The sequence below is a fragment of the Rahnella sp. ChDrAdgB13 genome (assembly GCF_017655185.1).
Taxonomy (GTDB): Bacteria; Pseudomonadota; Gammaproteobacteria; order Enterobacterales; family Enterobacteriaceae; genus Rahnella; species Rahnella contaminans.
Window position 1 is genome coordinate 12,711 of sequence record NZ_JAEMGT010000044.1, and the last position, 20,962, is coordinate 33,672.

Genomic DNA, 20,962 nt, shown 5'->3' on the forward strand with positions numbered 1-20,962 from the left:
ATTTTTGGGCCGCGTCGGTTGAAACGAACATAACAACAGGCCGGATAAGGTTATTCGGTATTAACGGGGATTTCTGGTGAGTGACGCTGCTTTTTAAGCATTTCCTGATACCCGGCGCTGTAAAATTGCAACAGACTGCGTGCAGGAAGGGGTTCTTGCTAGACAGGGCAAAGCTGGCTACATACAATCACCCGGTAAGACACCCGCTGGTTTTACAAGACTTTGGCGCAATTCAGACCCGGATTTGGTTTGTATTCGTTATCAAAATCGACGGAGTGCAGGAATTCTTGAGCCGTGTCCGGATGATGCGGCAGAACATAAGATGTGCGCCTTGCGAACATAAGGGGACCGAAAAATGTCATTCGAAGTATTTGAGAAATTAGAAGCTAAAGTTCAGCAAGCGATCGATACCATTACTCTTTTGCAGATGGAAATCGAAGAACTGAAAGAACAAAACAATACCCTGTCTCAGGAAGTTCAGCAGGCGAGTGGTAATCATGAATCGCTGGTGCGTGAAAATGCACAGTTGAAAGAAGAACAGCACGTGTGGCAGGATCGTCTGCGTGCATTGCTGGGAAAAATGGAAGAAGTCTGATGACTTCGGCCTGAAAATAAAAAAGGACGCCACGGCGTCCTTTTTTGTTGCTGAAAGCGCAAGGTTATTCGATGTCGAGCGGGTCTTCTGACAGCACGATACCGGTGTTGTCGGCATAAAGATGGTCACCGGAGAAGAAGGTGACACCGCCGAAATTGACACGAATATCGCTTTCGCCAATCCCTTCACTGCCTGCGCCCGCCGGAATCGCTGCCATCGCCTGAATGCCGATATCCAGTTCTTCCAGATCGTCTACCTGACGAACTGCACCGTAAATCACAATCCCTTCCCATTCGTTTTGCAACGCCAGGCGTGCCAGACCGGCATCAAGCAATGCGCGACGAACGGAGCCACCGCCATCGACCAGCAGTACGCGACCACGGCCATTTTCTTCCAGCAAGTCATAAAGCAAGCCATTGTCTTCGAAACACTTCACTGTCGTGATTTGCCCGCCAAATGAAGTACGGCCACCAAAGTTGGAGAACAGGGGTTCGACGACATTCACTTCTTCATGGTAGATGTCGCAAAGTTCGGAAGTATCGTATTTCATAGGATTTCATCTGGTTGCTGCATGAGTGTTCAGTATATCCCTTTCGGACGGATGTTGGCAAAATCATCAATTGTTAAATGTGAAAAGCGGCTCGATAAACGCACATCAGGCCACTTTTATTCAATTGAGTAACAGACCCACCGCAAACAACACGTTAGTCAGTAACGCCGTTTTCACCATATGTTCGAGCAGCGGACGCACTTCCAAAGATGTTTTGGACTTTCTCACGCGGATGACGTGAGTCACCAGCATCGGTACGGCCAGAATAAATAACCAGCCGGTCCAGTGGCGCAAATACACGGCGGAAAAAATGGCCAGGCACAGTGTGGCGGCGGCCAAAATAAACGTGTGATAATTGCGGGCATTCACTGGCCCGAGGCGAACCGCCAGCGTGTTTTTGCCGTTGGCGCGATCGGTTTCGATATCGCGCAAATTGTTGATATTCAGCACCGCCGTCGAGAGCAATCCCGTTGCGGTGGCCGGCAGCATCACAATCCAGTCAAAATATCCCGCCTGCAAATAGAATGTCCCGGCGACGCTTATCCAGCCAAAGAAAATCAAAACGGAAATATCACCCAGCCCCATATAACCGTAAGGGCGCGTGCCGACGGTATATGTGATGGCCGCGCCAATCGAGAGAAGGCCGAGGATCACAAAGCCCACGACATCACTCGGTTTGTGGCAGGCGACAGCAATAAGCGCGATTCCGCACACGAGCGTCAGGGCGATGGTCAGGATAATCGCGCGCTTCATCTGTGCGGCGGTTATCATCCCTTTTTGCATCCCGCGCAACGGCCCGACGCGATCGGGCGTATCACTGCCTTTTTCGGCATCGCCATAATCATTGGCCAGATTAGACAGGATTTGAAGACAACCCGCCGTCAGCAACGCCAGCAGCGCGATGAGCGGATGGAAAACGCCTTGCAGGCTGGCAATCGCCGAACCCATGACAATTGAGGCAAAAGCCAGAGGCAGCGTTTTAGGACGCAGGCTTTCAAGCCATGCGCGGGCAGGCGTGGTCGGGGTGCAGGGAGTCATTGTGCTCATAGGTGATTTCGCTCAGGTGAACAGTCAGTCCGAAATCTAAAAAAAATCAGGGAGGCAAACGCCTCCCTGAAGATCACTTTCGGAACGTATGAGCAAATTATAAGATAAAACGGCTCAGATCTTCATCAGCTACCAGCTGATCAAGGTGGCTTCTAACATAATCTGCATCAATGTTTATGGAGATACCGTTGCTTTCGCTGGCGTCGTAGGAAATATCTTCCATCAGGCGCTCCAGAACCGTGTGCAGACGACGTGCGCCAATGTTCTCGGTGGTTTCGTTCACCTGCCATGCCGCTTCCGCGATACGACGGATGCCGTCAGCCGTGAAATCAATGGTCACACCTTCGGTCGCCATCAATGCTTTGTACTGATGAGTCAGGGATGCACTTGGCTCAGTCAGAATACGTTCGAAGTCTTCAGTCGACAGCGCCTGTAGCTCAACGCGGATTGGCAGACGCCCCTGCAATTCCGGGATCAGGTCTGACGGGCTGGCTGTCTGGAACGCGCCAGAGGCAATAAACAGAATGTGATCCGTTTTCACCATGCCGTGTTTAGTGGAAACGGTACAGCCTTCCACCAGCGGCAGCAGATCGCGCTGAACGCCTTCGCGTGACACATCCGGGCCTGAGCTCTGGCCGCGTTTACAGATTTTGTCGATCTCATCGATGAACACGATGCCGTGCTGTTCAACGGCTTCAATCGCCTGTTCTTTCAGCTCTTCCGGGTTCACCAGTTTCGCCGCTTCTTCTTCAACCAGCAGCTTGTAAGCTTCTTTGATTTTCAGTTTGCGCGGTTTCTGCTTCTGTCCGGCCATGTTCTGGAACATGGATTGCAGCTGATTGGTCATCTCTTCCATGCCCGGAGGGGACATGATTTCAACGCCAACAGGCGCAGCCGCCAGATTGATTTCGATTTCTTTGTCGTCGAGCTGGCCTTCACGTAATTTCTTGCGAAAGTTCTGGCGCGCGGCAGAAGGCTCGTGCGCTTCGTCAGCCTGGCCCCAGTTATTTTTCGCGGGCGGGATCAGCACATCGAGAATACGTTCTTCGGCCATTTCTTCGGCGCGGAAGCGGTTCTTATCGATGGATTGCAGACGCACCATTTTCACGGCGGCATCGGTCAGATCACGAATAATTGAATCTACTTCTTTCCCGACGTAGCCCACTTCAGTGAACTTAGTGGCTTCGACTTTGATGAACGGCGCGTTAGCCAGTTTGGCCAGACGACGGGCAATTTCGGTTTTACCGACACCGGTCGGGCCGATCATCAGAATATTTTTTGGGGTGACTTCGTGGCGCAGCGCTTCATCAAGCTGCATACGGCGCCAGCGGTTACGCAGGGCGATCGCGACAGCGCGTTTCGCTTTATCCTGGCCAATGATGTAGCTGTCTAACTCGCTGACAATTTCGCGCGGGGTCATCTCAGACATAATTTTCGATCCTTACGCTTTAGAAGACAATTCTTCGAGGGTGTGGAAATGGTTGGTATAGATACAGATGTCACCGGCGATAGTCAGCGATTTTTCGACGATATCGCGTGCGCCAAGGTCTGAGTTTTCCAACAATGCGCGGGCTGCCGCCTGGGCATACGGGCCACCGGAACCAATCGCGATCAGGTCGTTTTCAGGCTGGATGACGTCGCCGTTACCACTGATAATCAGCGAGGCATTTTCATCCGCAACGGCCAGCAGCGCTTCGAGACGGCGCAGCATACGGTCGGTACGCCAGTCTTTAGCCAGCTCAACGGCGGCTTTCACCAGATGACCCTGGTGCATTTCCAGTTTGCGTTCGAACAGCTCAAACAGCGTGAAGGCGTCAGCGGTACCGCCAGCAAAACCAGCGATCACTTTGTCGTTGTACAGGCGACGTACTTTCTTGACGTTGCCCTTCATGACGGTATTTCCCAATGTGGCCTGGCCATCACCACCGATAACGACCTTGCCGTTACGGCGTACACTTACAATTGTTGTCACGAGCGGTTCCTCGTTGCAGACGGAAAAGATCCCCGCAGGCTTGTGGGACACTTCGCGTGTCTCACAAACTTACGGGGCATATTGAAAGTATAGATTGGGGAAGGATTACGGGTTTTCAACCCCCGGTTGCGACGGGAATGCAACCGGAGATGCCAGCGCCTTTGAGACGCGATAGTGTGCTGTCAGCACCAGAACGGCTGTTGTACGGGCCGATAACCACTCGGCTCCAGCCGCCACCGGTGGTGATTCGGCCTTCAAACCCTTCGAATGCCAGCTTGGCTCGCTGGGATTCCGCCTGATCGGCGCCTTTGAATGAACCGCACTGCACCATAAAGCGCTGGGTTTTTTCCTGCTCTTTCGGTTTTTCTGGCGCTGCCTGTGTGATGGCAGCCGGTTGCTGTGCTTTCGGTTGTTCTTTCGGCACTTCCCTGACCGGTTCTTTCACCTGTGGCTTAGGTTTTGGCTGAACAGGCTGCGTTTGCACCTGAGCCTGCGGCGCGCGTACCGGCTGCGTTTGCGGCGTGTACGTTGGCTGCTGAACCTGACGCGGCTGTGTCTGCACCGGCTGTTGCTGGGCATAAGTTGGCTGTTGTTGCTGAACCTGACGCTGCGTCTGAGCCGGACGCGTGGCGACCTGACTTGGGTCGTTATACGGCACTTCAGACAGCTGTGTCGGCGTCTGGCGCATATCGGCCTGCATTTGCTCAAGAAGCTGTCGCTGTTCCGGCGTCAGCTGAGTTTTGGATTCAACCTGACCGCCCGCCGTCGGTTCTGTCGGCGTGGTGACGCCCATCTGACGGTTTTCCAGCTCCTTGATATAACGCCAGCGTTCTTCAGGCTTAGGCGGCAATCCGTTACCCGGACGAACAACATGCGTCGGCAGTACCGCCGCTTCTTCATGTTTATTGTGCGCAATAAAATAGAGGCCACCGACAAACACCACCAGTACCGCAACGGCTAACACCACCATGGTTTTGGAGATCGTTGGGGAACTGCGTTTTTTACTCCGGCTGGTACTTTTCCGCCGCGCTCCTGAGCGCCCACGGCTTACATAGTCTCTTTGTGCCACTATCGTTTCGCTGTGTCGTGATGAATGAAGAAGTGCGTCATGTTACTTAACCCTGCATATATAACAAATCAAAAACTGACTCACGCTTTCGGGGCGGCCGTGCTTTGGCGTACGACCAGCTCACTATCAAGCAGAAGCGAACCGTTTTGTACCGGATTTCCCTGTAACTGCTCAAGTAATAATAACATAGCCTGACGACCAAGCTGGAATCTTGGCTGCGCGACGGTGGTCAGCGGAGGATCGGTAAACTGGCTGGCTTTGATGTCATCGAAGCCCACAACCGATAAATCCTGCGGAATACGTAAACCCATTTTCTTCGCCTGGAACATCGCACCAATCGCCATAATGTCGTTATGGCAGAAGATGGCCGTTGGCGGAGAAGGCAGCGCCATCAGTTCGCTCACCGCCCGCGCGCCGGACTCGTAGGTAAAATCGCCCTGAGCGGTTAGTGCGTTTTCGACACTGATCCCGTTGCGGCGCAGCGCCTGCACATAACCTTGCGAGCGATACTGGCACAGCGGCATATGTTTCGGCCCTTCGATACAGGCAATACGCTGGTGGCCCAGATTCAGCAGATAATGCACCGCTTCAAACGCGGCAGTCAGGTTATCGATATGAACCGTCGGCAGTTCCAGTTCGGGCGCAAATTCATTGGCCATCACCATCGGCGGCAGGTTGCGTTGTTCTTCTTTGCTGGCATCGAAAGGTAAATCAGAACCGAGCAGCAACATGCCATCAATCTGTTTGGTGATGATCAGATTGATAAAGGTTTTTTCTTGCTGGTTTTGCTGAGCGCAGTCGCCAATCAGCACCAGATAACCGCTTTCGGCGGCGGTGCGTTCGATCCCTTTGATCAGATCGGCAAAAAACGGATCGCAGATGTCCGGGACGATCACCAGAATAGTTCGCGATTCGTTGCGTTTCAGGTTTCGGGACAAGGCATGGGGAGAATATCCTACGGCCATGACAGCCTGATCGACCTTCTGACGGGTAGATGCGGAGACTTTCTCCGGGTTCATTAACGCGCGGGATACCGTTGCTGTTGAAACGCCTGCCTGTTCTGCCACATCTTTCATTGTCGCGGCGGGTAATTCTTTCTTGTGATCCAACGCATCTCTCCTTGCAACAGCATCAAACTGACACAACAACATCCACATTCCTCACCTGGCTACCCATGCTGTGTAGCTCATCACATTCTAAACAGAATGTGAGTAGGATTTGTTACCTAATTTGCATTAAAAGTGTGATGCAGATGCTTTTTTCGATCCATCACGCAGAAATCCTGACTATTTATGCGGATTAGCTATCGATCGGATCGACATCCAGCGTCCATTTCACTTTTTTAGCCTGCGGCAGGCTGGTAATCAGCGGTTGAGAACTTTTGATCAGATGCTGCAAAACGCGGCGGGAAGGATGCTGCAATAAGAGCTGCCAGCGGAAACGTCCGTTGCGCTTGGCCGCCAGAGCGGGCACCGGCCCCAAAATCCACAACGAATCATCTTTAAGCGGGCTGGATTCCAGCAGATTTCGCAACTGTTGCAGGAACAGCGCCGACTGCTGATTATCGTGGTCTTCTGAGCGGATCATAATGTGGCTGGTGTAAGGCGGCAGAAAGACGCTCTTGCGCTCGGCAAGCGTCTGTTTTGCGAATTCGTCGTAGCCTTGCTGCAACAGAACCTGCAACAGCGGATGTTCAGGATGATGCGTTTGCAGAACCACTTCACCTTGTTTGCCTGCACGACCGGCACGGCCTGAAACCTGAGTATAAAGCTGGGCAAAACGTTCTGCTGAACGGAAATCCGCCGAGAACAGCGCGCCGTCAACGTCCAGCAGCGAGACCAGCGTGACATCCGGGAAATGGTGGCCTTTCGCCAGCATTTGCGTGCCGATAAGAATACGCGCGCCACCACGATGGACTTCGTTCAGATGCTGTTCCAGCGAACCTTTACGGCTGGTGGTGTCGCGGTCTATTCGGGTGATTGGCGTATCGGGGAACAACGGTGCCAGCTCGTTTTCCAGTTGCTCGGTGCCGACGCCGACTGACACCAGCTGCGTCGAACCGCAATGCGGGCACTGATGCGGCACGGCACGCTGGCTGTCGCAATGGTGGCAGCGTAACTGGCGCTGGTTCTGATGCAGCGTGTAATAGTGGTCGCAGCGCTGACACTCAGCAATCCATCCGCATTCGTGGCAGAGCAGGGCAGGCGCATAGCCGCGGCGGTTGAGGAACAGCATGACCTGATTGTCGGCTTTAAGATGTTCCTGCATGCGCTGGATCAGCGGCTGGGAAAGCCCGACTTTCAGCTGCAACCCTTTTAAATCCAGCAAATTTTGCCGCGCGAGTTTGGCGTTACCGGCACGCTTGGTCAGCTTCAGCTGGCGATATTTGCCCAGTTCCACGTTGTGCAGCGTTTCCAGCGCAGGCGTTGCCGAGCCCATAATAATGGGGATGTTTTCCGCGTGGGCGCGATACACCGCGAGATCCCGCGCGTGATACCGCCAGCCTTCCTGCTGCTTATAAGAGCTGTCGTGTTCTTCATCGATAATGATAACGCCCAGACGTGCAAATGGCGTGAACAGCGACGAGCGCGTGCCGATCACAATTCCGGCTTCGCCATTACGCGCCCGCAGCCACACTGAAAGTCGCTCGCTGTCGTTGAGACCGGAATGCAAAACATCGACCGGCGCGCTGAAACGTTCGCGAAAACGCGCGATGGTTTGCGGGGTCAGACCGATTTCCGGCACCATCACCAGCGCCTGACTGCCCTGCGCAAGAATATTTTCCAGCACGCTCAGATACACTTCGGTTTTACCCGAACCGGTTACCCCGGCCAGCAGCCAGGCAGAAAACTGCTGATCTTCACTGCGGATGGCTCCGACAGCGGTGGCTTGTTCGGTATTCAGGCGCAGGCGTTCGCCCACGACGGAGAAATCTTTGCGCCAGTCTTGTGTGGCAGGCGCGATGCTGCGTAAATCTGTCAGCCCTTTCGCCCGTAGTGCCTGCAAAGCAGTGTCGGTCAGATCGAGGTCAGCAACCTGATGGCGATACAGCGGTTTTTGGATCAGTGCCGCCATCGCCTGTTGCTGTTTCGGCGCACGTTTCAGGCTGTCGAGCGGCGTGGCGCGCCCCTGTTCGGTGGCAAACCATTGCCAGAGCGGCGTCAGTTCAGCGGGTTTTCCCTGACGTAACAACACCGGCAGTGCGTGAAACAACACTTCGCCAATCGGGAAATGATAATAGTCGGCAGCCCAGAGCAGGATGCGCCACAGATCGGGCGTGAACAGGCTGGAAGAGTCGAGGACTTCACGCACGGGTTTCAGCTTATCCAGGCCAAATTCGCTCGAGTCGCTGACGCGCGTCACGATGCCAATGGCGTCGCGTTTACCGAAAGGTACACTGACCCGACAACCCTGAGAAACCTGCAATCCAGGCGGCAGGAGGTAATCGAAAGTACGGGCAAGTGGAACAGGTAACGCGACGTGGGCAACAGGCATTGTGGGTCCAGACTATAAAAAAATGACGAGATAGTGTACACTGTGTCTTTCGAAATGCATGAACATCATTGCGCGGTTCTCAGAGATTCTGTATGATTCGCCGCCTTTAGTGCATTTCGTACTAAAGCCTATCATCCACTACGCGTGGTGTCTGACGGAACAGGGTTGGATAGCGACGCGGCCTTAAGAAGAGGTTTTCCATGAAAAAAGGTATTCACCCTAAATACGTAGAAGTTACTGCATCTTGCTCATGCGGTAACGTAATCAAAACTCACTCAACTGTGGGTCACGATCTGAACCTGGACGTTTGTGGCGAATGTCACCCGTTCTACACTGGTAAGCAACGTGAAGTCGCTACCGGTGGCCGCGTTGACCGCTTCAACAAGCGTTTCAGCGTTCCAAGCAGCAAATAAGCTTACGCTTGAGAGCAAAAAAAGGCGCCTTTGGCGCCTTTTTTGTTGCCTGTCGTTTCACTTCCCGCCAGACAAAACCTTCAGTGATTCAAAACGTTATATTGATCGCCCGCTCGTCAAAAGCCCGCACAATGAATTGCACAGGGCTGTCAGAAAATCTCAGCGTTTCTCAATATTCCCAGGTATCAGGATCAACACCCAGTTCACGCATCAGGATCTTCGCCGCTTCCGGGATTTCGTCACTGCGTTCTTTACGCAGGTCTTCGTCATTCGGCAAAGGCTGACCGGTGAACGCATGCAGGAAAGCTTCACACAATAATTCACTGTTAGTCGCATGACGCAGGTTATTCACCTGACGACGGGTGCGTTCATCGGTGAGAATTTTCAGGACTTTCAGCGGAATGGATACCGTGATTTTCTTAACTTGCTCACTTTTCTTACCGTGTTCAGCGTAAGGGCTGACATATTCGCCGTTCCACTCAGCCATGGGACACCTTAAATTTATCAAAAAATAAAATACTGAAAACCGCGTGATTATGCCCGATTTTCACTGTTCTCACTAAATAAATGTCGTCATTTTACAGGGATACCTCACGATTTGCCCTGCGGCATTGTTCATTTTGTCGCCTTGCGCTTAATTGCTTCACGCAACGGATCTGCCGGACATCTTCATTAACGTCATAATTTTAGCGGTTATTGCCCTGTTGCTCAATCTATACGCAAAGAAGTTTAGATGTCCAGATGTATTGACGTCTATAATTCCGGGCGTTACTCTTTACACCCTCATCCTCCGCATTTCGTCAGGAAGAAACGACTATGACGCACAAGCAAGCCACCATTGCCGTGGGCAGTGGCCTGAACAATGATCAGCAATATGGTTGTGTAGTTCCGCCTATCGCCCTTTCCAGCACTTACAACTTTGAAGATTTCAATCAGCCGAGAGCCCATGACTATTCACGCCGCGGAAATCCGACGCGTGATATCGCTCAGCGTGCGCTGGCCGATCTGGAAGGCGGAGCGGGCGCGGTGCTCACCAGCAGCGGGATGTCCGCAATCCATCTGGTGTGTACGGTGTTTCTCAAACCTGGTGATTTGCTGGTTGCGCCGCACGATTGCTACGGCGGCAGCTACCGTCTGTTCGACAGCCTGAGCAAGCGCGGTGCTTACCGCGTGCTGTTTGTCGATCAGGGTGACCCGCAGGCGCTGGCCGAAGCGCTGAAGGAAAAACCAAAACTGGTGCTGATTGAATCCCCCAGCAACCCGCTGCTGCGCGTGGTCGATATCGAGGCGATTTGTGCGGCGTCTCACGCGGCTGGCGCACTAACCGTGGTGGATAACACGTTCCTGAGCCCGGCGTTGCAAAACCCGCTGAAGCTGGGGGCGGATTTAGTTGTACATTCCTGTACGAAATATCTGAATGGGCATTCTGATGTGGTCGCCGGTACGGTAATATCTAAGACCGCAGAGCATGCAACTGAACTGGCGTGGTGGGCGAACAATATTGGTGTGACCGCCGCGGCATTTGACAGCTATCTGCTGTTGCGTGGCCTGCGCACGTTGACGGTTCGCGTAAAACAACAGCAGGAAAATGCGCTGGCGATTGTGGCGTATTTGCAAAAACAGTCGCAGGTCAAAAAGCTGTATCATCCGTCGCTGCCGGAAAACCAGGGGCATGAAATTGCCCGCCGTCAGCAACGTGGCTTCGGGGCCATGATCAGTTTTGAATTTAACGGAGATGAAGCACAGCTGCGTCATTTCCTGAAAGAATTGAAGTTATTTACCCTCGCAGAATCACTGGGAGGCGTCGAAAGCCTGATTTCTCATACGGCAACCATGACACACGCTGGCATGGCGCCGGAAGCGCGTAAAGCCGCCGGGATTTCTGACAGCTTGCTCCGTATTTCTGTAGGTCTTGAAGACAGCGAAGATTTGATTGCTGATCTGGAACACGCATTCCAGTCAGTGGCAACGAGGTAAGTATGAATGCAATAGCGGTTGCAGCGCCGGCGGGAAGCCGGCAGTTGCACAAATTTGGTGGCAGCAGCCTGGCTGACGTGAAATGTTATCTGCGCGTCGCAGGTATTATGGCTGAGTACGCAAAGCCGGGCGACATGATGGTGGTGTCGGCGGCGGGCAGCACAACCAACCAGCTGATCAGCTGGCTGAAACTGAGCCAGACCGACCGGCTTTCCGCGCATCAGGTTCAGCAGGCCTTGCGCCGGTATCAGAGTGATTTGATTTCCGGCCTGCTTCCGCCGGAAATGGCAGAACCGCTTATTGCTTCTTTTATTCATGACCTCGAACGTCTGGCTGTTTTGCTCGATGACAAGATGACCGATGCGGTTTACGCAGAAGTCGTCGGTCATGGCGAAATCTGGTCTGCACGACTGATGTCTGCTGTGTTGTGCAAAATGGAGCTGCCTGCCGCCTGGCTGGATGCGCGCGAATTTCTGCGTGCTGAACGCGCGGCTCAGCCGCAGGTGGATGAAGGGCGTTCTTATCCGCTCCTGCAACAGCTTATCGCGCAGCATCCTCAGCAATATCTGGTGGTGACCGGGTTTATCGCCCGCAGTGACGCCGGTGAAACCGTTCTGCTTGGCCGTAATGGCAGCGACTATTCCGCCACCCAGATTGGCGCACTGGCGAACGCCAGCCGCGTTACCATCTGGAGTGACGTCGCCGGGGTTTACAGCGCCGATCCCCGTAAAGTGAAAGATGCCTGCCTGTTGCCGCTGCTGCGTCTGGATGAAGCCAGTGAACTGGCGCGTCTGGCCGCACCGGTCTTGCATACCCGCACTTTGCAGCCGGTTTCCGGCAGCGATATCGATTTACAGCTGCGCTGTAGCTACAAACCGGAGCAGGGCTCGACGCGTATCGAACGCGTGCTGGCTTCCGGCACGGGCGCAAAAATTGTCACCAGCCACGATGATATTTGCCTGATCGAAATGGCTATTCCGTCTGCGCATGATTTTGCGCTGGCACAAAAAGATGTTGAGTTGCTGCTTAAGCGTGCGCAGATCAAACCGCTGTGTACCGGCGTGCATCCTGACCGCAATCTGCTGCAATTTTGCTATACCTCCGAAGTGGCGGGCAGCGCCTTGCAGGTGCTGGAAGATGCCGCATTACCGGGGCGCCTGACGCTGCGTGAAGGGCTGGCAATGGTAGCGCTGGTCGGTGCGGGCGTGTGTAAAAACCCGCTGCACAGCCACCGTTTCTATCAGGAAATGAAAGATCAGCCGATCGAATTCATCTGGCAGTCGGAAGACGGCATCAGCCTGGTGGCTGTACTGCGCGTCGGCCCGACCGCTCATCTGATTCAGGGGCTGCACAAAACCCTGTTCCGCGCTGAAAAACAAATTGGTCTGATGCTGTTTGGTAAAGGCAATATCGGTTCACGCTGGCTGGAACTGTTTGCCCGTGAACAAAAGAATATTTCAGCCCGCAGCGGTTTCGAATTTGTGCTGGCCGGTGTGGTCGACAGCAAACGCAGCCTGCTCAATTACGAAGGTCTGGACGCCAGCCGTGCGCTGGCCTTCTTCGACGATGAGTCTCAGACACACGACGAAGAATCGCTGTTCCTGTGGATGCGTGCGCATCCTTATGATGATCTGGTGGTGCTGGATGTCACGGCGAGCGCAGAACTGGCCGATCAGTATCTGGATTTCGCCAGCTACGGTTTCCATGTGATCAGCGCGAATAAACTGGCGGGCGCGTCGGATACCCATAAATACCGTCAGATCCGTGATGCGTTTTCCAAAACCGACAGCCACTGGTTGTATAACGCCACCGTCGGCGCCGGTTTGCCTGTCAACCATACGGTGCGCGATTTACGCGAAAGTGGCGACAGCATTCTGGCCATTAGCGGGATTTTCTCCGGCACCCTGTCGTGGCTGTTCCTGCAATTTGACGGCACGCTGCCGTTCACCGAACTGGTGGATTTAGCGTGGCAGCAGGGGCTGACTGAGCCGGATCCGCGTGATGATTTATCCGGTCAGGACGTGATGCGTAAACTGGTGATCCTGGCGCGTGAAGCGGGTTATGAAATCGAACCGACGCAGGTCCGTGTGGAATCGCTGGTGCCGGCCGGATGTGAAACGGGTTCCGTCGATCAGTTCTTTGAGGACGGCGAAGCGCTGAACCAGCAAATGCTGCAACGTCTGGAAGCCGCCCGCGAAATGGGTCTGGTGCTGCGTTATGTGGCGCGTTTCGATGCTAACGGTAAAGCGCGCGTTGGTGTCGAAGCGGTGCGAGAGGACCATCCTCTGGCCGCGTTGCTGCCATGCGATAACGTTTTTGCCATCGAAAGCCGCTGGTATCGCGACAACCCGCTGGTCATCCGCGGGCCGGGTGCCGGGCGTGATGTTACCGCTGGCGCACTGCAATCTGACCTTAACCGGTTGACTCAGTTGCTTTAATTACCCACCCCCTTCCGGCTACTGCCGGAAGGGGGCTTACAGACTTATCCTCATCTCTTCCTCTGCACTTTCCCCCAACATGAAATTCTTTCAATTTGAGTGAAGATTAATCACATGCATATGCATTTTTGCAGTTGACAGTTTTGCTCACTTCCTCCATTGTCTATCCATACGTTTAGACGTCTAGACGCTTACCATATAAGCCAATAATTAAAACGCAGTGATCCATGAGGTAGTGTTTATGAGCTTTTTCCACGCAAACCAGCGCGAAGCGCTGAACCAGAATCTGGCAGAGTTGCAGGGTCAGATTAACGTTTCTTTCGAGTTTTTCCCGCCGCGCACGAGCGAGATGGAAGATACGTTGTGGAGCTCCATCGACCGTCTCAGCAGCCTTAAGCCTAAGTTTTTGTCCGTGACCTACGGTGCTAATTCCGGCGAGCGTGACCGCACACACAGCATCATCAAAGGCATTAAAGAGCGCACCGGTCTGGAAGCGGCACCGCACCTGACCTGTATCGATGCCAGCCGTGATGAACTGCGTCAGATTGCGAAGGATTACTGGGAAAGCGGCATCCGTCATATCGTCGCGCTGCGCGGGGATTTACCGGCGGGCGGCGGTAAACCGGATATGTATGCCACCGATCTGGTGCATCTGCTGAAGGAAGTGGGTGATTTCGATATTTCCGTGGCGGCTTACCCGGAAGTTCACCCTGAAGCCAAAAGCGCACAGGCAGATTTGATCAACCTGAAGCGTAAAATCGACGCGGGCGCCAGCCGTGCCATTACACAATTTTTCTTCGACGTAGAAAGTTATCTTCGTTTTCGTGACCGCTGTGCGGGTCAGGGCATTGATGTTGAAATCGTGCCGGGCATTCTGCCGGTTTCCAACTTCAAACAGCTGACGCGTTTTGCCACCATGACTAACGTGCGTGTCCCGAACTGGATGAACAGTCAGTTTGAAGGGCTGGACGATGATGCGGAAACCCGCAAAATGGTCGGCGCAAATATCGCGATGGACATGGTGAAAATCCTCAGCCGCGAAGGCGTGAAGGACTTCCATTTCTACACCCTGAACCGTGCTGAAATGAGCTACGCAATTTGCCATACGCTGGGTGTACGCCCTGACATCGCCGTTCCGGTTCGTGCTTAAGTAAATAAGTAAACAATGTCCCGAATGCAGAAAGCAAAAAACCCGCGAATTCGCGGGTTTTTCTTTGGGCTTTACGGCTGAACTAACCGGTGTTGCGCATACCGGCCGCAACGCCTGCGATGGTTACCATCAGGGCCTGTTCGACATTCGCATCCTGCTTACCGTCTTTTTCCAACTCACGTGAACGGTGCAACAACTCAGCCTGAAGCACGTTCAGCGGGTCGGTGTAGACGTTACGCAATGCGATAGATTCAGCAATCCACGGCAAATCTTCCATCAGATGATCGTCGTTGGAAATCGCCAGCACCACTTTGATATCGCCTGCCAGCTGCTCACGCAGTTTCGCGCCCAGCGGCCACAGTTCTTTTTCGACCAGACGCTGATCGTAGTATTCCGCCAGCCACAGGTCGGCCTTGGCGAACACCATTTCCAGCATACCGATACGCGTAGAGAAGAATGGCCAGTCGTGGCACATGGCTTCCAGCTCATCGCGTTTCCCGTCATCGACAACGGCCTGCAAACCAGCACCTGCGCCCAGCCAGGCTGGCAGCATCAGACGGTTTTGCGTCCAGGCGAAGATCCACGGAATCGCGCGCAAGCTTTCCACGCCGCCGTTGGCTTTACGTTTCGCGGGGCGTGAGCCCAGTGGCAGTTTCGCCAGTTCCTGCTCCGGTGTCGCCGCACGGAAGTAAGGCACGAAGTCTTTATTCTCGCGAATATAACCACGATACATTTTGCAGGAAACGTCAGACAGCTGTTCCATGATGTCCACCCAGGCTTTTTTCGGCTCAGGCGGTGGCAACAGATTGGCTTCCAGAATGGCGGAGGTATACAGCGCCAGACTGCTGATGGTGACTTCCGGCAGACCAAATTTGAAGCGGATCATTTCGCCCTGTTCGGTCACGCGCAGGCCACCTTTCAGGCTGCCCGGCGGCTGAGAGAGCAGCGCAGCTTGCGCTGGCGCACCGCCACGGCCGATAGAACCGCCGCGTCCGTGGAAGAGCGTCAGCGCGACACCGGCTTTCTCACAGGTTTTGATCAATGCGTCTTGTGCGCGGTACTGCGCCCATGAAGCTGCCATCACGCCCGCGTCTTTCGCGGAGTCGGAATAGCCAATCATCACCATTTGTTTGCCCTGAATGAAGCCGCGATACCAGTCGATGCTCAGCAATTGCTTCATTACATCGTCGGCGTTATTGAGGTCATCCAGCGTTTCGAACAGCGGCGCAACCGGCATCGGGAACGGACAACCGGCTTCTTTAAGCAGCAAATGCACGGCCAGAACGTCAGACGGCGTACGCGCCATGGAAATGACATAAGCGGCGATAGAGCCTTCCGGCGCTTCTGCAATCACCTGGCAGGTATCGAGCACTTCTTTGGTATCGGCGCTCGGTTCCCAGTGGCGTGGCACCAACGGGCGTTGTGAATTCAGTTCGCGGATCAGGAATGCCTGTTTGTCGGATTCTGACCAGCTTTCGTAATCGCCCAGCCCCAGATAACGGGTAATTTCAGCGATCGCGTCGGTATGACGGGTACTTTCCTGACGCACGTCGATACGCACCAGCGGCACGCCGAAACAGCGTACGCGGCGCAGGGTATCGAGCAACTGACCGTTCGCGATGATGCCCATATTGCAGGCCAGCAGCGACTGGTAACAGGCGTAAAGCGGTGCCCAGAGTTGTTCATTTTTCACCAGCAAATCATGAGGACGCGCAACGCGTTCGCCTTTCAGACGGGCTTCGAGATACACCTGCGTGGTGGTCAGCTGGGTACGCAGCTGTTTCATGATTTCGCGGTACGGCTCGAGGATATCCGCGCCACCGGCCCGCTCGCGAAGTTCCGGCGTACATTCGGTCATGGAGAGTTCGGAAACCAGCACAGCGACATCGCGCAGGAACAGATCGGTGGCTTTCCAGCGGCTCAGCAACAGAACGTGGCGGGTAATATCGGCAGTCACGTTCGGGTTACCGTCGCGGTCGCCGCCCATCCAGGAAGTGAAACGCACCGGCACGGCTTCCACCGGCATTTTGTAATTCAGTGATGTATCAAGCTGCTCATTCAGTTCACGCAGGAAAGCAGGAACGCCTTCCCACAGGCTGTTTTCGACCACCGCAAAACCCCATTTGGCTTCATCAACCGGAGAAGGGCGGTTCTTACGGATTTCGTCGGTGTGCCATGACTGCGCAATTAACTGACGCAGGCGGCGCATAATTTGTTTGCGCTCGTAATCGGCCAGATCGTTATGGTCGAGTTGTTTGAGGCAATTATTCACTTCCACCAGTTTGTGGATAAGCGTGCGGCGGGCGATTTCCGTCGGGTGTGCGGTCAGCACCAGTTCGATAGAAAGCTGGTCAACGGCGTCACGCAATTGTTGTTCAGAGAGATTTTTGGATTTCAGACGATCGAACAATTGTGCCAGAGCTTCAGGGTTGCTGGCTGCCTCGCCGTGTGGCGAAATGCTGTGATATTGCTCGGCTACGTTGGCTAGATTAAGGAACTGGCTGAAAGCACGGGCAACGGGCAACAACTCATCATTCGAGAGATTTTGCAGCGTTGACAGCAATTCCTGACGATCTGCATCATTTCCTGCACGTGAGGATTTGGACAACTTACGGATTTTTTCAACACGATCCAGGATATGTTCTCCCAACGTATCTTTGATCGTGTCGCCCAGCAATTTACCTAACATACTGACATTACTTCGCATTGCGGAATATTGTTCGTTCATATCACCTCTGACCCGTTCTCTCGTTTGATTTTTATATTCTGTAAATAACTTTCACCCGTCAGGCATTCATGCCCCGTTCACCCGCCAACCTGGCCATACTTTTTAAATACCGCACCTGTTTTAACCCAAAAACACCCGATCACTCACGTTAAAAATGGTCTTTTTGGCGATGTCGCTGAAATTTAATTACAACCGCGACGATATCAGTTTGGCTAATCCATCATTTGTACAGTATCAAAGGGCGCCCGGAAGCGCCCTGATTGTTTCTTCATCAACCCTGATTCAGGATCAGTGATAACAGAAGTGATGAACGACCTGAGAAATCAGCTCACGTGTCGGTTTTATGAACGCGGTATCAATATATTCATCTGGCTGGTGCGCCTGATCGATAGAACCCGGCCCCAGAACCAGCGTCGGACACAGTTCCTGAATAAATGGCGCTTCGGTGCAGTAGTTAACGATTTCCGTTTCCACGCCCAGAAGCTTTTCGACCACCTGAACCAGCGGGTGATCCGGCGGGCATTCATAGCCCGGGATCGGCGGATGCAGTTCTTCGATAGCTAGACGGCCCGGCCAGCGCTGGCTGACAGGCTCCAGCGCTTCGTTGAGCAGACCGTTGATATCAGCCAGTGTCAGGCCCGGCAGCGGACGAATATCCATGTGCATCTCGCAGCAGGCGCAAATACGGTTTGGCGCGTCGCCGCCGTTGATATAACCGAAGTTCATGGTCGGATACGGGATCACAAAACCACTGTGGTTGTAACGGGTTTTCAGCGTATTGCGCAGCGTCATCAGATGGGTAATCGACTCGTGCATCAGCTCGATGGCGTTCACGCCGCGCGACGGATCGCTGGAATGGCCGGACTGACCGGTGATGCGGATGGCATTCGACAAATGACCTTTGTGCGCACGAACCGGTTTCAACGAGGTCGGTTCGCCGATGATTGCGCAGTCCGGACGAATTTTCGCATTTTTAGAAAAGTAGCTGGCACCGGCCATCGTTGTTTCTTCATCCGCCGTCGCTAAAATATACAGCGGTTTAGTCAGTTTGGTCAGATCAACATCGCGCAGTGAATCGAGGATAAACGCGAAGAAACCTTTCATGTCGGCAGTACCCAAACCATAGAGCTTATTTTCATGCTCGGTGAGGGTGAAAGGATCGCGTGTCCAGCGTCCGTCATCGAACGGAACGGTGTCGGTGTGACCAGCCAGCAGTAAGCCGCCGGCACCTTCGCCGGTACTGGCTAACATATTGAATTTATTGCGCGTACCTGGGACGGGCTGTACTTCAACTTTGAAGCCTAAATCACCGAACCAGCCTGCCAGTAAATGGATTAGCGTCTCATTGCTCTGGTCCAAAGCAGCGTCCGTTGCGCTGATGGAAGGGGTTGCGATTAACGCCCGATAGAGCTCAATAAAAGGAGGTAATTTCATCTTCACTGTTGACAGCCTTTAGTTAGGGTAGTATTCATATTCATGCAATAATTGTGAATAAAAATACAATAAGCCAGTGCGTAAGGAAACCAGAATAATTATCCGGCTCCTTACCCAAAATTGAGAAGGTGAACAGACCCTATGTTGAATACGCTGATTGTTGGTGCCACAGGTTATGCCGGAGCCGAACTCGCGGCCTATCTGAACCGCCACCCACATATGAACATAACCGGTTTAACGGTTTCAGCGCAAAGTGCAGATGCAGGAAAATTGCTTTCCGATTTGCACCCTCAATTGAAAGGCATCGTCGATCTGCCTGTTTTGCCGCTCAAAGACGTGGCGGAAGCAGCGAAAGGTGTCGATGTGGTGTTTCTGGCGACCGCGCATGAAGTCAGCCATGACCTGGCCCCGCAGTTTCTGGCGGCGGGTTGCGTGGTGTTCGATCTCTCGGGAGCTTTCCGCGTCAGCAAACCTGAGTTTTACACCGAATTCTACGGTTTCGAGCATCAGCATCTCGATTTGCTCGATAAAGCCGTGTACGGCCTGGCCGAATGGCAGGCTGACAAATTAAAAGATGCGCAGCTGATTGCTGTGCCAGGTTGTTACCCGACCGCTTCTCAGCTGGCGCTGAAACCGCTTATCGAAAACGGTTTGCTCAATGACAGCCAGTGGCCGGTGATCAACGCCACCAGCGGCGTCAGCGGTGCAGGCCGCAAAGCCACGCTGGGCAACAGCTTCTGTGAAGTCAGCCTTCAGCCGTACAAACTTTTTAGCCATCGCCATCAGCCGGAAATCGCCGAGCATCTTGGCGTGCCGGTGATTTTCACGCCGCATCTGGGTAACTTCCCGCGCGGTATTCTGGCGACTATTACATGCCGTCTGAATGCAGGTGTGACGGAGGAGGATGTGGCAGAAGCTTTCCACAATGCGTATCACGACAAACCGCTGGTGCGTCTGTACACCAGGGGCGTTCCGGCGCTGAAAGACGTGGTCGGCCTGCCGTTCTGTGATATCGGCTTCGCGGTGAAAGGCGAACATCTGATTGTGGTGGCGACGGAGGATAACGTGCTGAAAGGCGCGTCCGCGCAGGCTGTGCAGTGCATGAATATCCGCTTTGGCTTCCCGGAAACGCAATCCCTGCTTTAACAATCCTCAGATTGTCAGCAAACAGAAAACACGCGTCCCTGAGCGTTTATTCAGACGTTCAGGGATGGTAGATTAAATTAAACGCATTGTTATTAATTAACATTCTCAACCGGTCGGGGCACGAACAGCTATGAATCCGTTAGTCATCAAGTTAGGTGGTGTGTTGCTGGATAATGAAGAAGCACTTGAGCGCCTGTTCATGGCGGTCGTGGCTTATCGTCAGGAATATCATCGCCCGCTGGTGATCGTTCACGGTGGCGGCTGCCTGGTTGATGAGCTGATGAAAAAGCTGAATCTTCCTGTCGTGAAAAAAGCCGGTCTGCGTGTGACGCCGGCCGATCAGATTGACATTATTACCGGCGCACTGGCGGGCAGCGCGAACAAAACCCTGCTGGCGTGGGCGGTGAAAAACCACATTAATGCCGTTGGCCTGTCTCTGGCAGACGGCGGTACGGTCAGCGTAACCCAGCTGGATGAATCTCTGGGCTTCGTGGGTAAAGCCGAAGCGGGCAATCCGGCGCTGATTAACACTCTGCATGGTGCAGGTTATCTGCCGATTGTCAGCTCAATCGGTATTACCGCTGCGGGCGAGCTGATGAACGTTAACGCGGATCAGGCAGCGACGGCGCTGGCAGCCACGCTGGGTGCAGATCTGATCCTGCTATCTGATGTCAGCGGCATTCTCGATGGCAAAGGCCAGCGCATTCCGGAAATGAGTGCAGAGAAAGCCGAACAGCTTATCGAGCAGGGTATTATCACCGACGGAATGATCGTCAAAGTTCACGCCGCGCTGGACGCCGCACGTTCTCTAGGCCGTCCGGTGGACATCGCCAGCTGGCGCCACGCCGAACAATTACCGGCACTGTTTAACGGCGTCGCCATCGGCACACGTATTCTGGCGTAACGCAACGGCGGCGCATTCGGTATACGCTTTTCAAGGGCGCAGCA

17 protein-coding genes are annotated in these 20,962 nt (G+C 53.8%); 7 read left to right on the forward strand and 10 right to left on the reverse strand.

Going from position 1 to position 20,962, the window contains the following annotated elements:
* Positions 1 to 355 precede the first annotated feature (355 nt).
* Positions 356 to 595, forward strand: coding sequence for a septal ring assembly protein ZapB (gene zapB / locus J8X26_RS14060; protein ID WP_013577585.1), 240 nt, complete (start codon positions 356 to 358; stop codon positions 593 to 595).
* A 64-nt stretch (positions 596 to 659) separates the two neighbouring features.
* Here the strand turns inward: zapB and rraA are convergent, their stop codons facing one another.
* The 7 genes from rraA to priA form a co-directional block, all read right to left on the reverse strand.
* Positions 660 to 1,145, reverse strand: coding sequence for a ribonuclease E activity regulator RraA (gene rraA / locus J8X26_RS14065; RefSeq protein ID WP_152325023.1), 486 nt, complete (start codon positions 1,143 to 1,145; stop codon positions 660 to 662).
* A 120-nt stretch (positions 1,146 to 1,265) separates the two neighbouring features.
* Positions 1,266 to 2,192, reverse strand: coding sequence for a 1,4-dihydroxy-2-naphthoate polyprenyltransferase (locus tag J8X26_RS14070; RefSeq protein ID WP_152325024.1), 927 nt, complete (start codon positions 2,190 to 2,192; stop codon positions 1,266 to 1,268).
* Between the two features lie 97 nt (positions 2,193 to 2,289).
* Entirely contained in the window at positions 2,290 to 3,621 is a 1,332-nt protein-coding gene (gene hslU / locus J8X26_RS14075; RefSeq protein ID WP_152325025.1) for an HslU--HslV peptidase ATPase subunit, read from the reverse strand.
* Between the two features lie 12 nt (positions 3,622 to 3,633).
* On the reverse strand, positions 3,634 to 4,164 hold the full coding sequence (gene hslV, locus J8X26_RS14080) for an ATP-dependent protease subunit HslV (protein ID WP_152325026.1): 531 nt from the start codon (positions 4,162 to 4,164) through the stop codon (positions 3,634 to 3,636).
* A 115-nt stretch (positions 4,165 to 4,279) separates the two neighbouring features.
* Positions 4,280 to 5,233 (reverse strand): cell division protein FtsN, encoded by a 954-nt coding sequence (ftsN, locus tag J8X26_RS14085; RefSeq protein ID WP_152325027.1) that lies wholly within the window; start codon positions 5,231 to 5,233, stop codon positions 4,280 to 4,282.
* Positions 5,234 to 5,313: 80 nt separating this feature from the next.
* The gene (cytR, locus tag J8X26_RS14090; protein WP_152325028.1) at positions 5,314 to 6,342 is read right to left on the reverse strand and encodes a DNA-binding transcriptional regulator CytR; all 1,029 of its coding nucleotides are present in this window, start codon (positions 6,340 to 6,342) and stop codon (positions 5,314 to 5,316) included.
* Positions 6,343 to 6,532: 190 nt separating this feature from the next.
* Positions 6,533 to 8,728 carry a primosomal protein N' gene (gene priA, locus J8X26_RS14095; protein WP_152325029.1) on the reverse strand — a complete coding sequence of 732 codons (2,196 nt, stop codon included), beginning with the start codon at positions 8,726 to 8,728 and terminating at the stop codon, positions 6,533 to 6,535.
* Positions 8,729 to 8,928: 200 nt separating this feature from the next.
* Here priA and rpmE point away from each other — a divergent pair, with 200 nt between their 5' ends.
* On the forward strand, positions 8,929 to 9,141 hold the full coding sequence (gene rpmE, locus J8X26_RS14100) for a 50S ribosomal protein L31 (protein WP_152325030.1): 213 nt from the start codon (positions 8,929 to 8,931) through the stop codon (positions 9,139 to 9,141).
* A 169-nt stretch (positions 9,142 to 9,310) separates the two neighbouring features.
* Here rpmE and metJ read toward each other — a convergent pair whose 3' ends face one another.
* Positions 9,311 to 9,628 carry a met regulon transcriptional regulator MetJ gene (metJ, locus tag J8X26_RS14105; RefSeq protein ID WP_004392248.1) on the reverse strand — a complete coding sequence of 106 codons (318 nt, stop codon included), beginning with the start codon at positions 9,626 to 9,628 and terminating at the stop codon, positions 9,311 to 9,313.
* A 329-nt stretch (positions 9,629 to 9,957) separates the two neighbouring features.
* On the opposite strand from metJ, the gene metB reads away from it, so the two are divergent.
* The 3 genes from metB (at position 9,958) to metF (ending at position 14,706) form a co-directional block, all read left to right on the forward strand.
* A complete protein-coding gene (metB, locus tag J8X26_RS14110; protein ID WP_152325032.1) occupies positions 9,958 to 11,118 on the forward strand; it encodes a cystathionine gamma-synthase in 1,161 nt (386 codons plus the stop codon).
* A 2-nt stretch (positions 11,119 to 11,120) separates the two neighbouring features.
* Complete coding sequence (locus tag J8X26_RS14115) at positions 11,121 to 13,556, forward strand: bifunctional aspartate kinase/homoserine dehydrogenase II (RefSeq protein WP_152325033.1); 2,436 nt, start codon at positions 11,121 to 11,123, stop codon at positions 13,554 to 13,556.
* A gap of 241 nt (positions 13,557 to 13,797) precedes the next feature.
* Positions 13,798 to 14,706 (forward strand): methylenetetrahydrofolate reductase, encoded by a 909-nt coding sequence (gene metF, locus J8X26_RS14120; RefSeq protein WP_152325034.1) that lies wholly within the window; start codon positions 13,798 to 13,800, stop codon positions 14,704 to 14,706.
* Positions 14,707 to 14,788: 82 nt separating this feature from the next.
* Here metF and ppc read toward each other — a convergent pair whose 3' ends face one another.
* Positions 14,789 to 17,434: a phosphoenolpyruvate carboxylase gene (gene ppc / locus J8X26_RS14125; RefSeq protein WP_208951170.1), complete on the reverse strand. Its 2,646-nt coding sequence runs from the start codon at positions 17,432 to 17,434 to the stop codon at positions 14,789 to 14,791.
* 288 nt (positions 17,435 to 17,722) lie between these two features.
* Entirely contained in the window at positions 17,723 to 18,874 is a 1,152-nt protein-coding gene (gene argE, locus J8X26_RS14130; RefSeq protein WP_165062032.1) for an acetylornithine deacetylase, read from the reverse strand.
* A 135-nt stretch (positions 18,875 to 19,009) separates the two neighbouring features.
* On the opposite strand from argE, the gene argC reads away from it, so the two are divergent.
* Positions 19,010 to 20,014 carry an N-acetyl-gamma-glutamyl-phosphate reductase gene (argC, locus tag J8X26_RS14135; protein WP_165062034.1) on the forward strand — a complete coding sequence of 335 codons (1,005 nt, stop codon included), beginning with the start codon at positions 19,010 to 19,012 and terminating at the stop codon, positions 20,012 to 20,014.
* Positions 20,015 to 20,144: 130 nt separating this feature from the next.
* Positions 20,145 to 20,918, forward strand: coding sequence for an acetylglutamate kinase (gene argB / locus J8X26_RS14140; protein WP_152325038.1), 774 nt, complete (start codon positions 20,145 to 20,147; stop codon positions 20,916 to 20,918).
* The last annotated feature ends 44 nt before the right edge of the window (positions 20,919 to 20,962 follow it).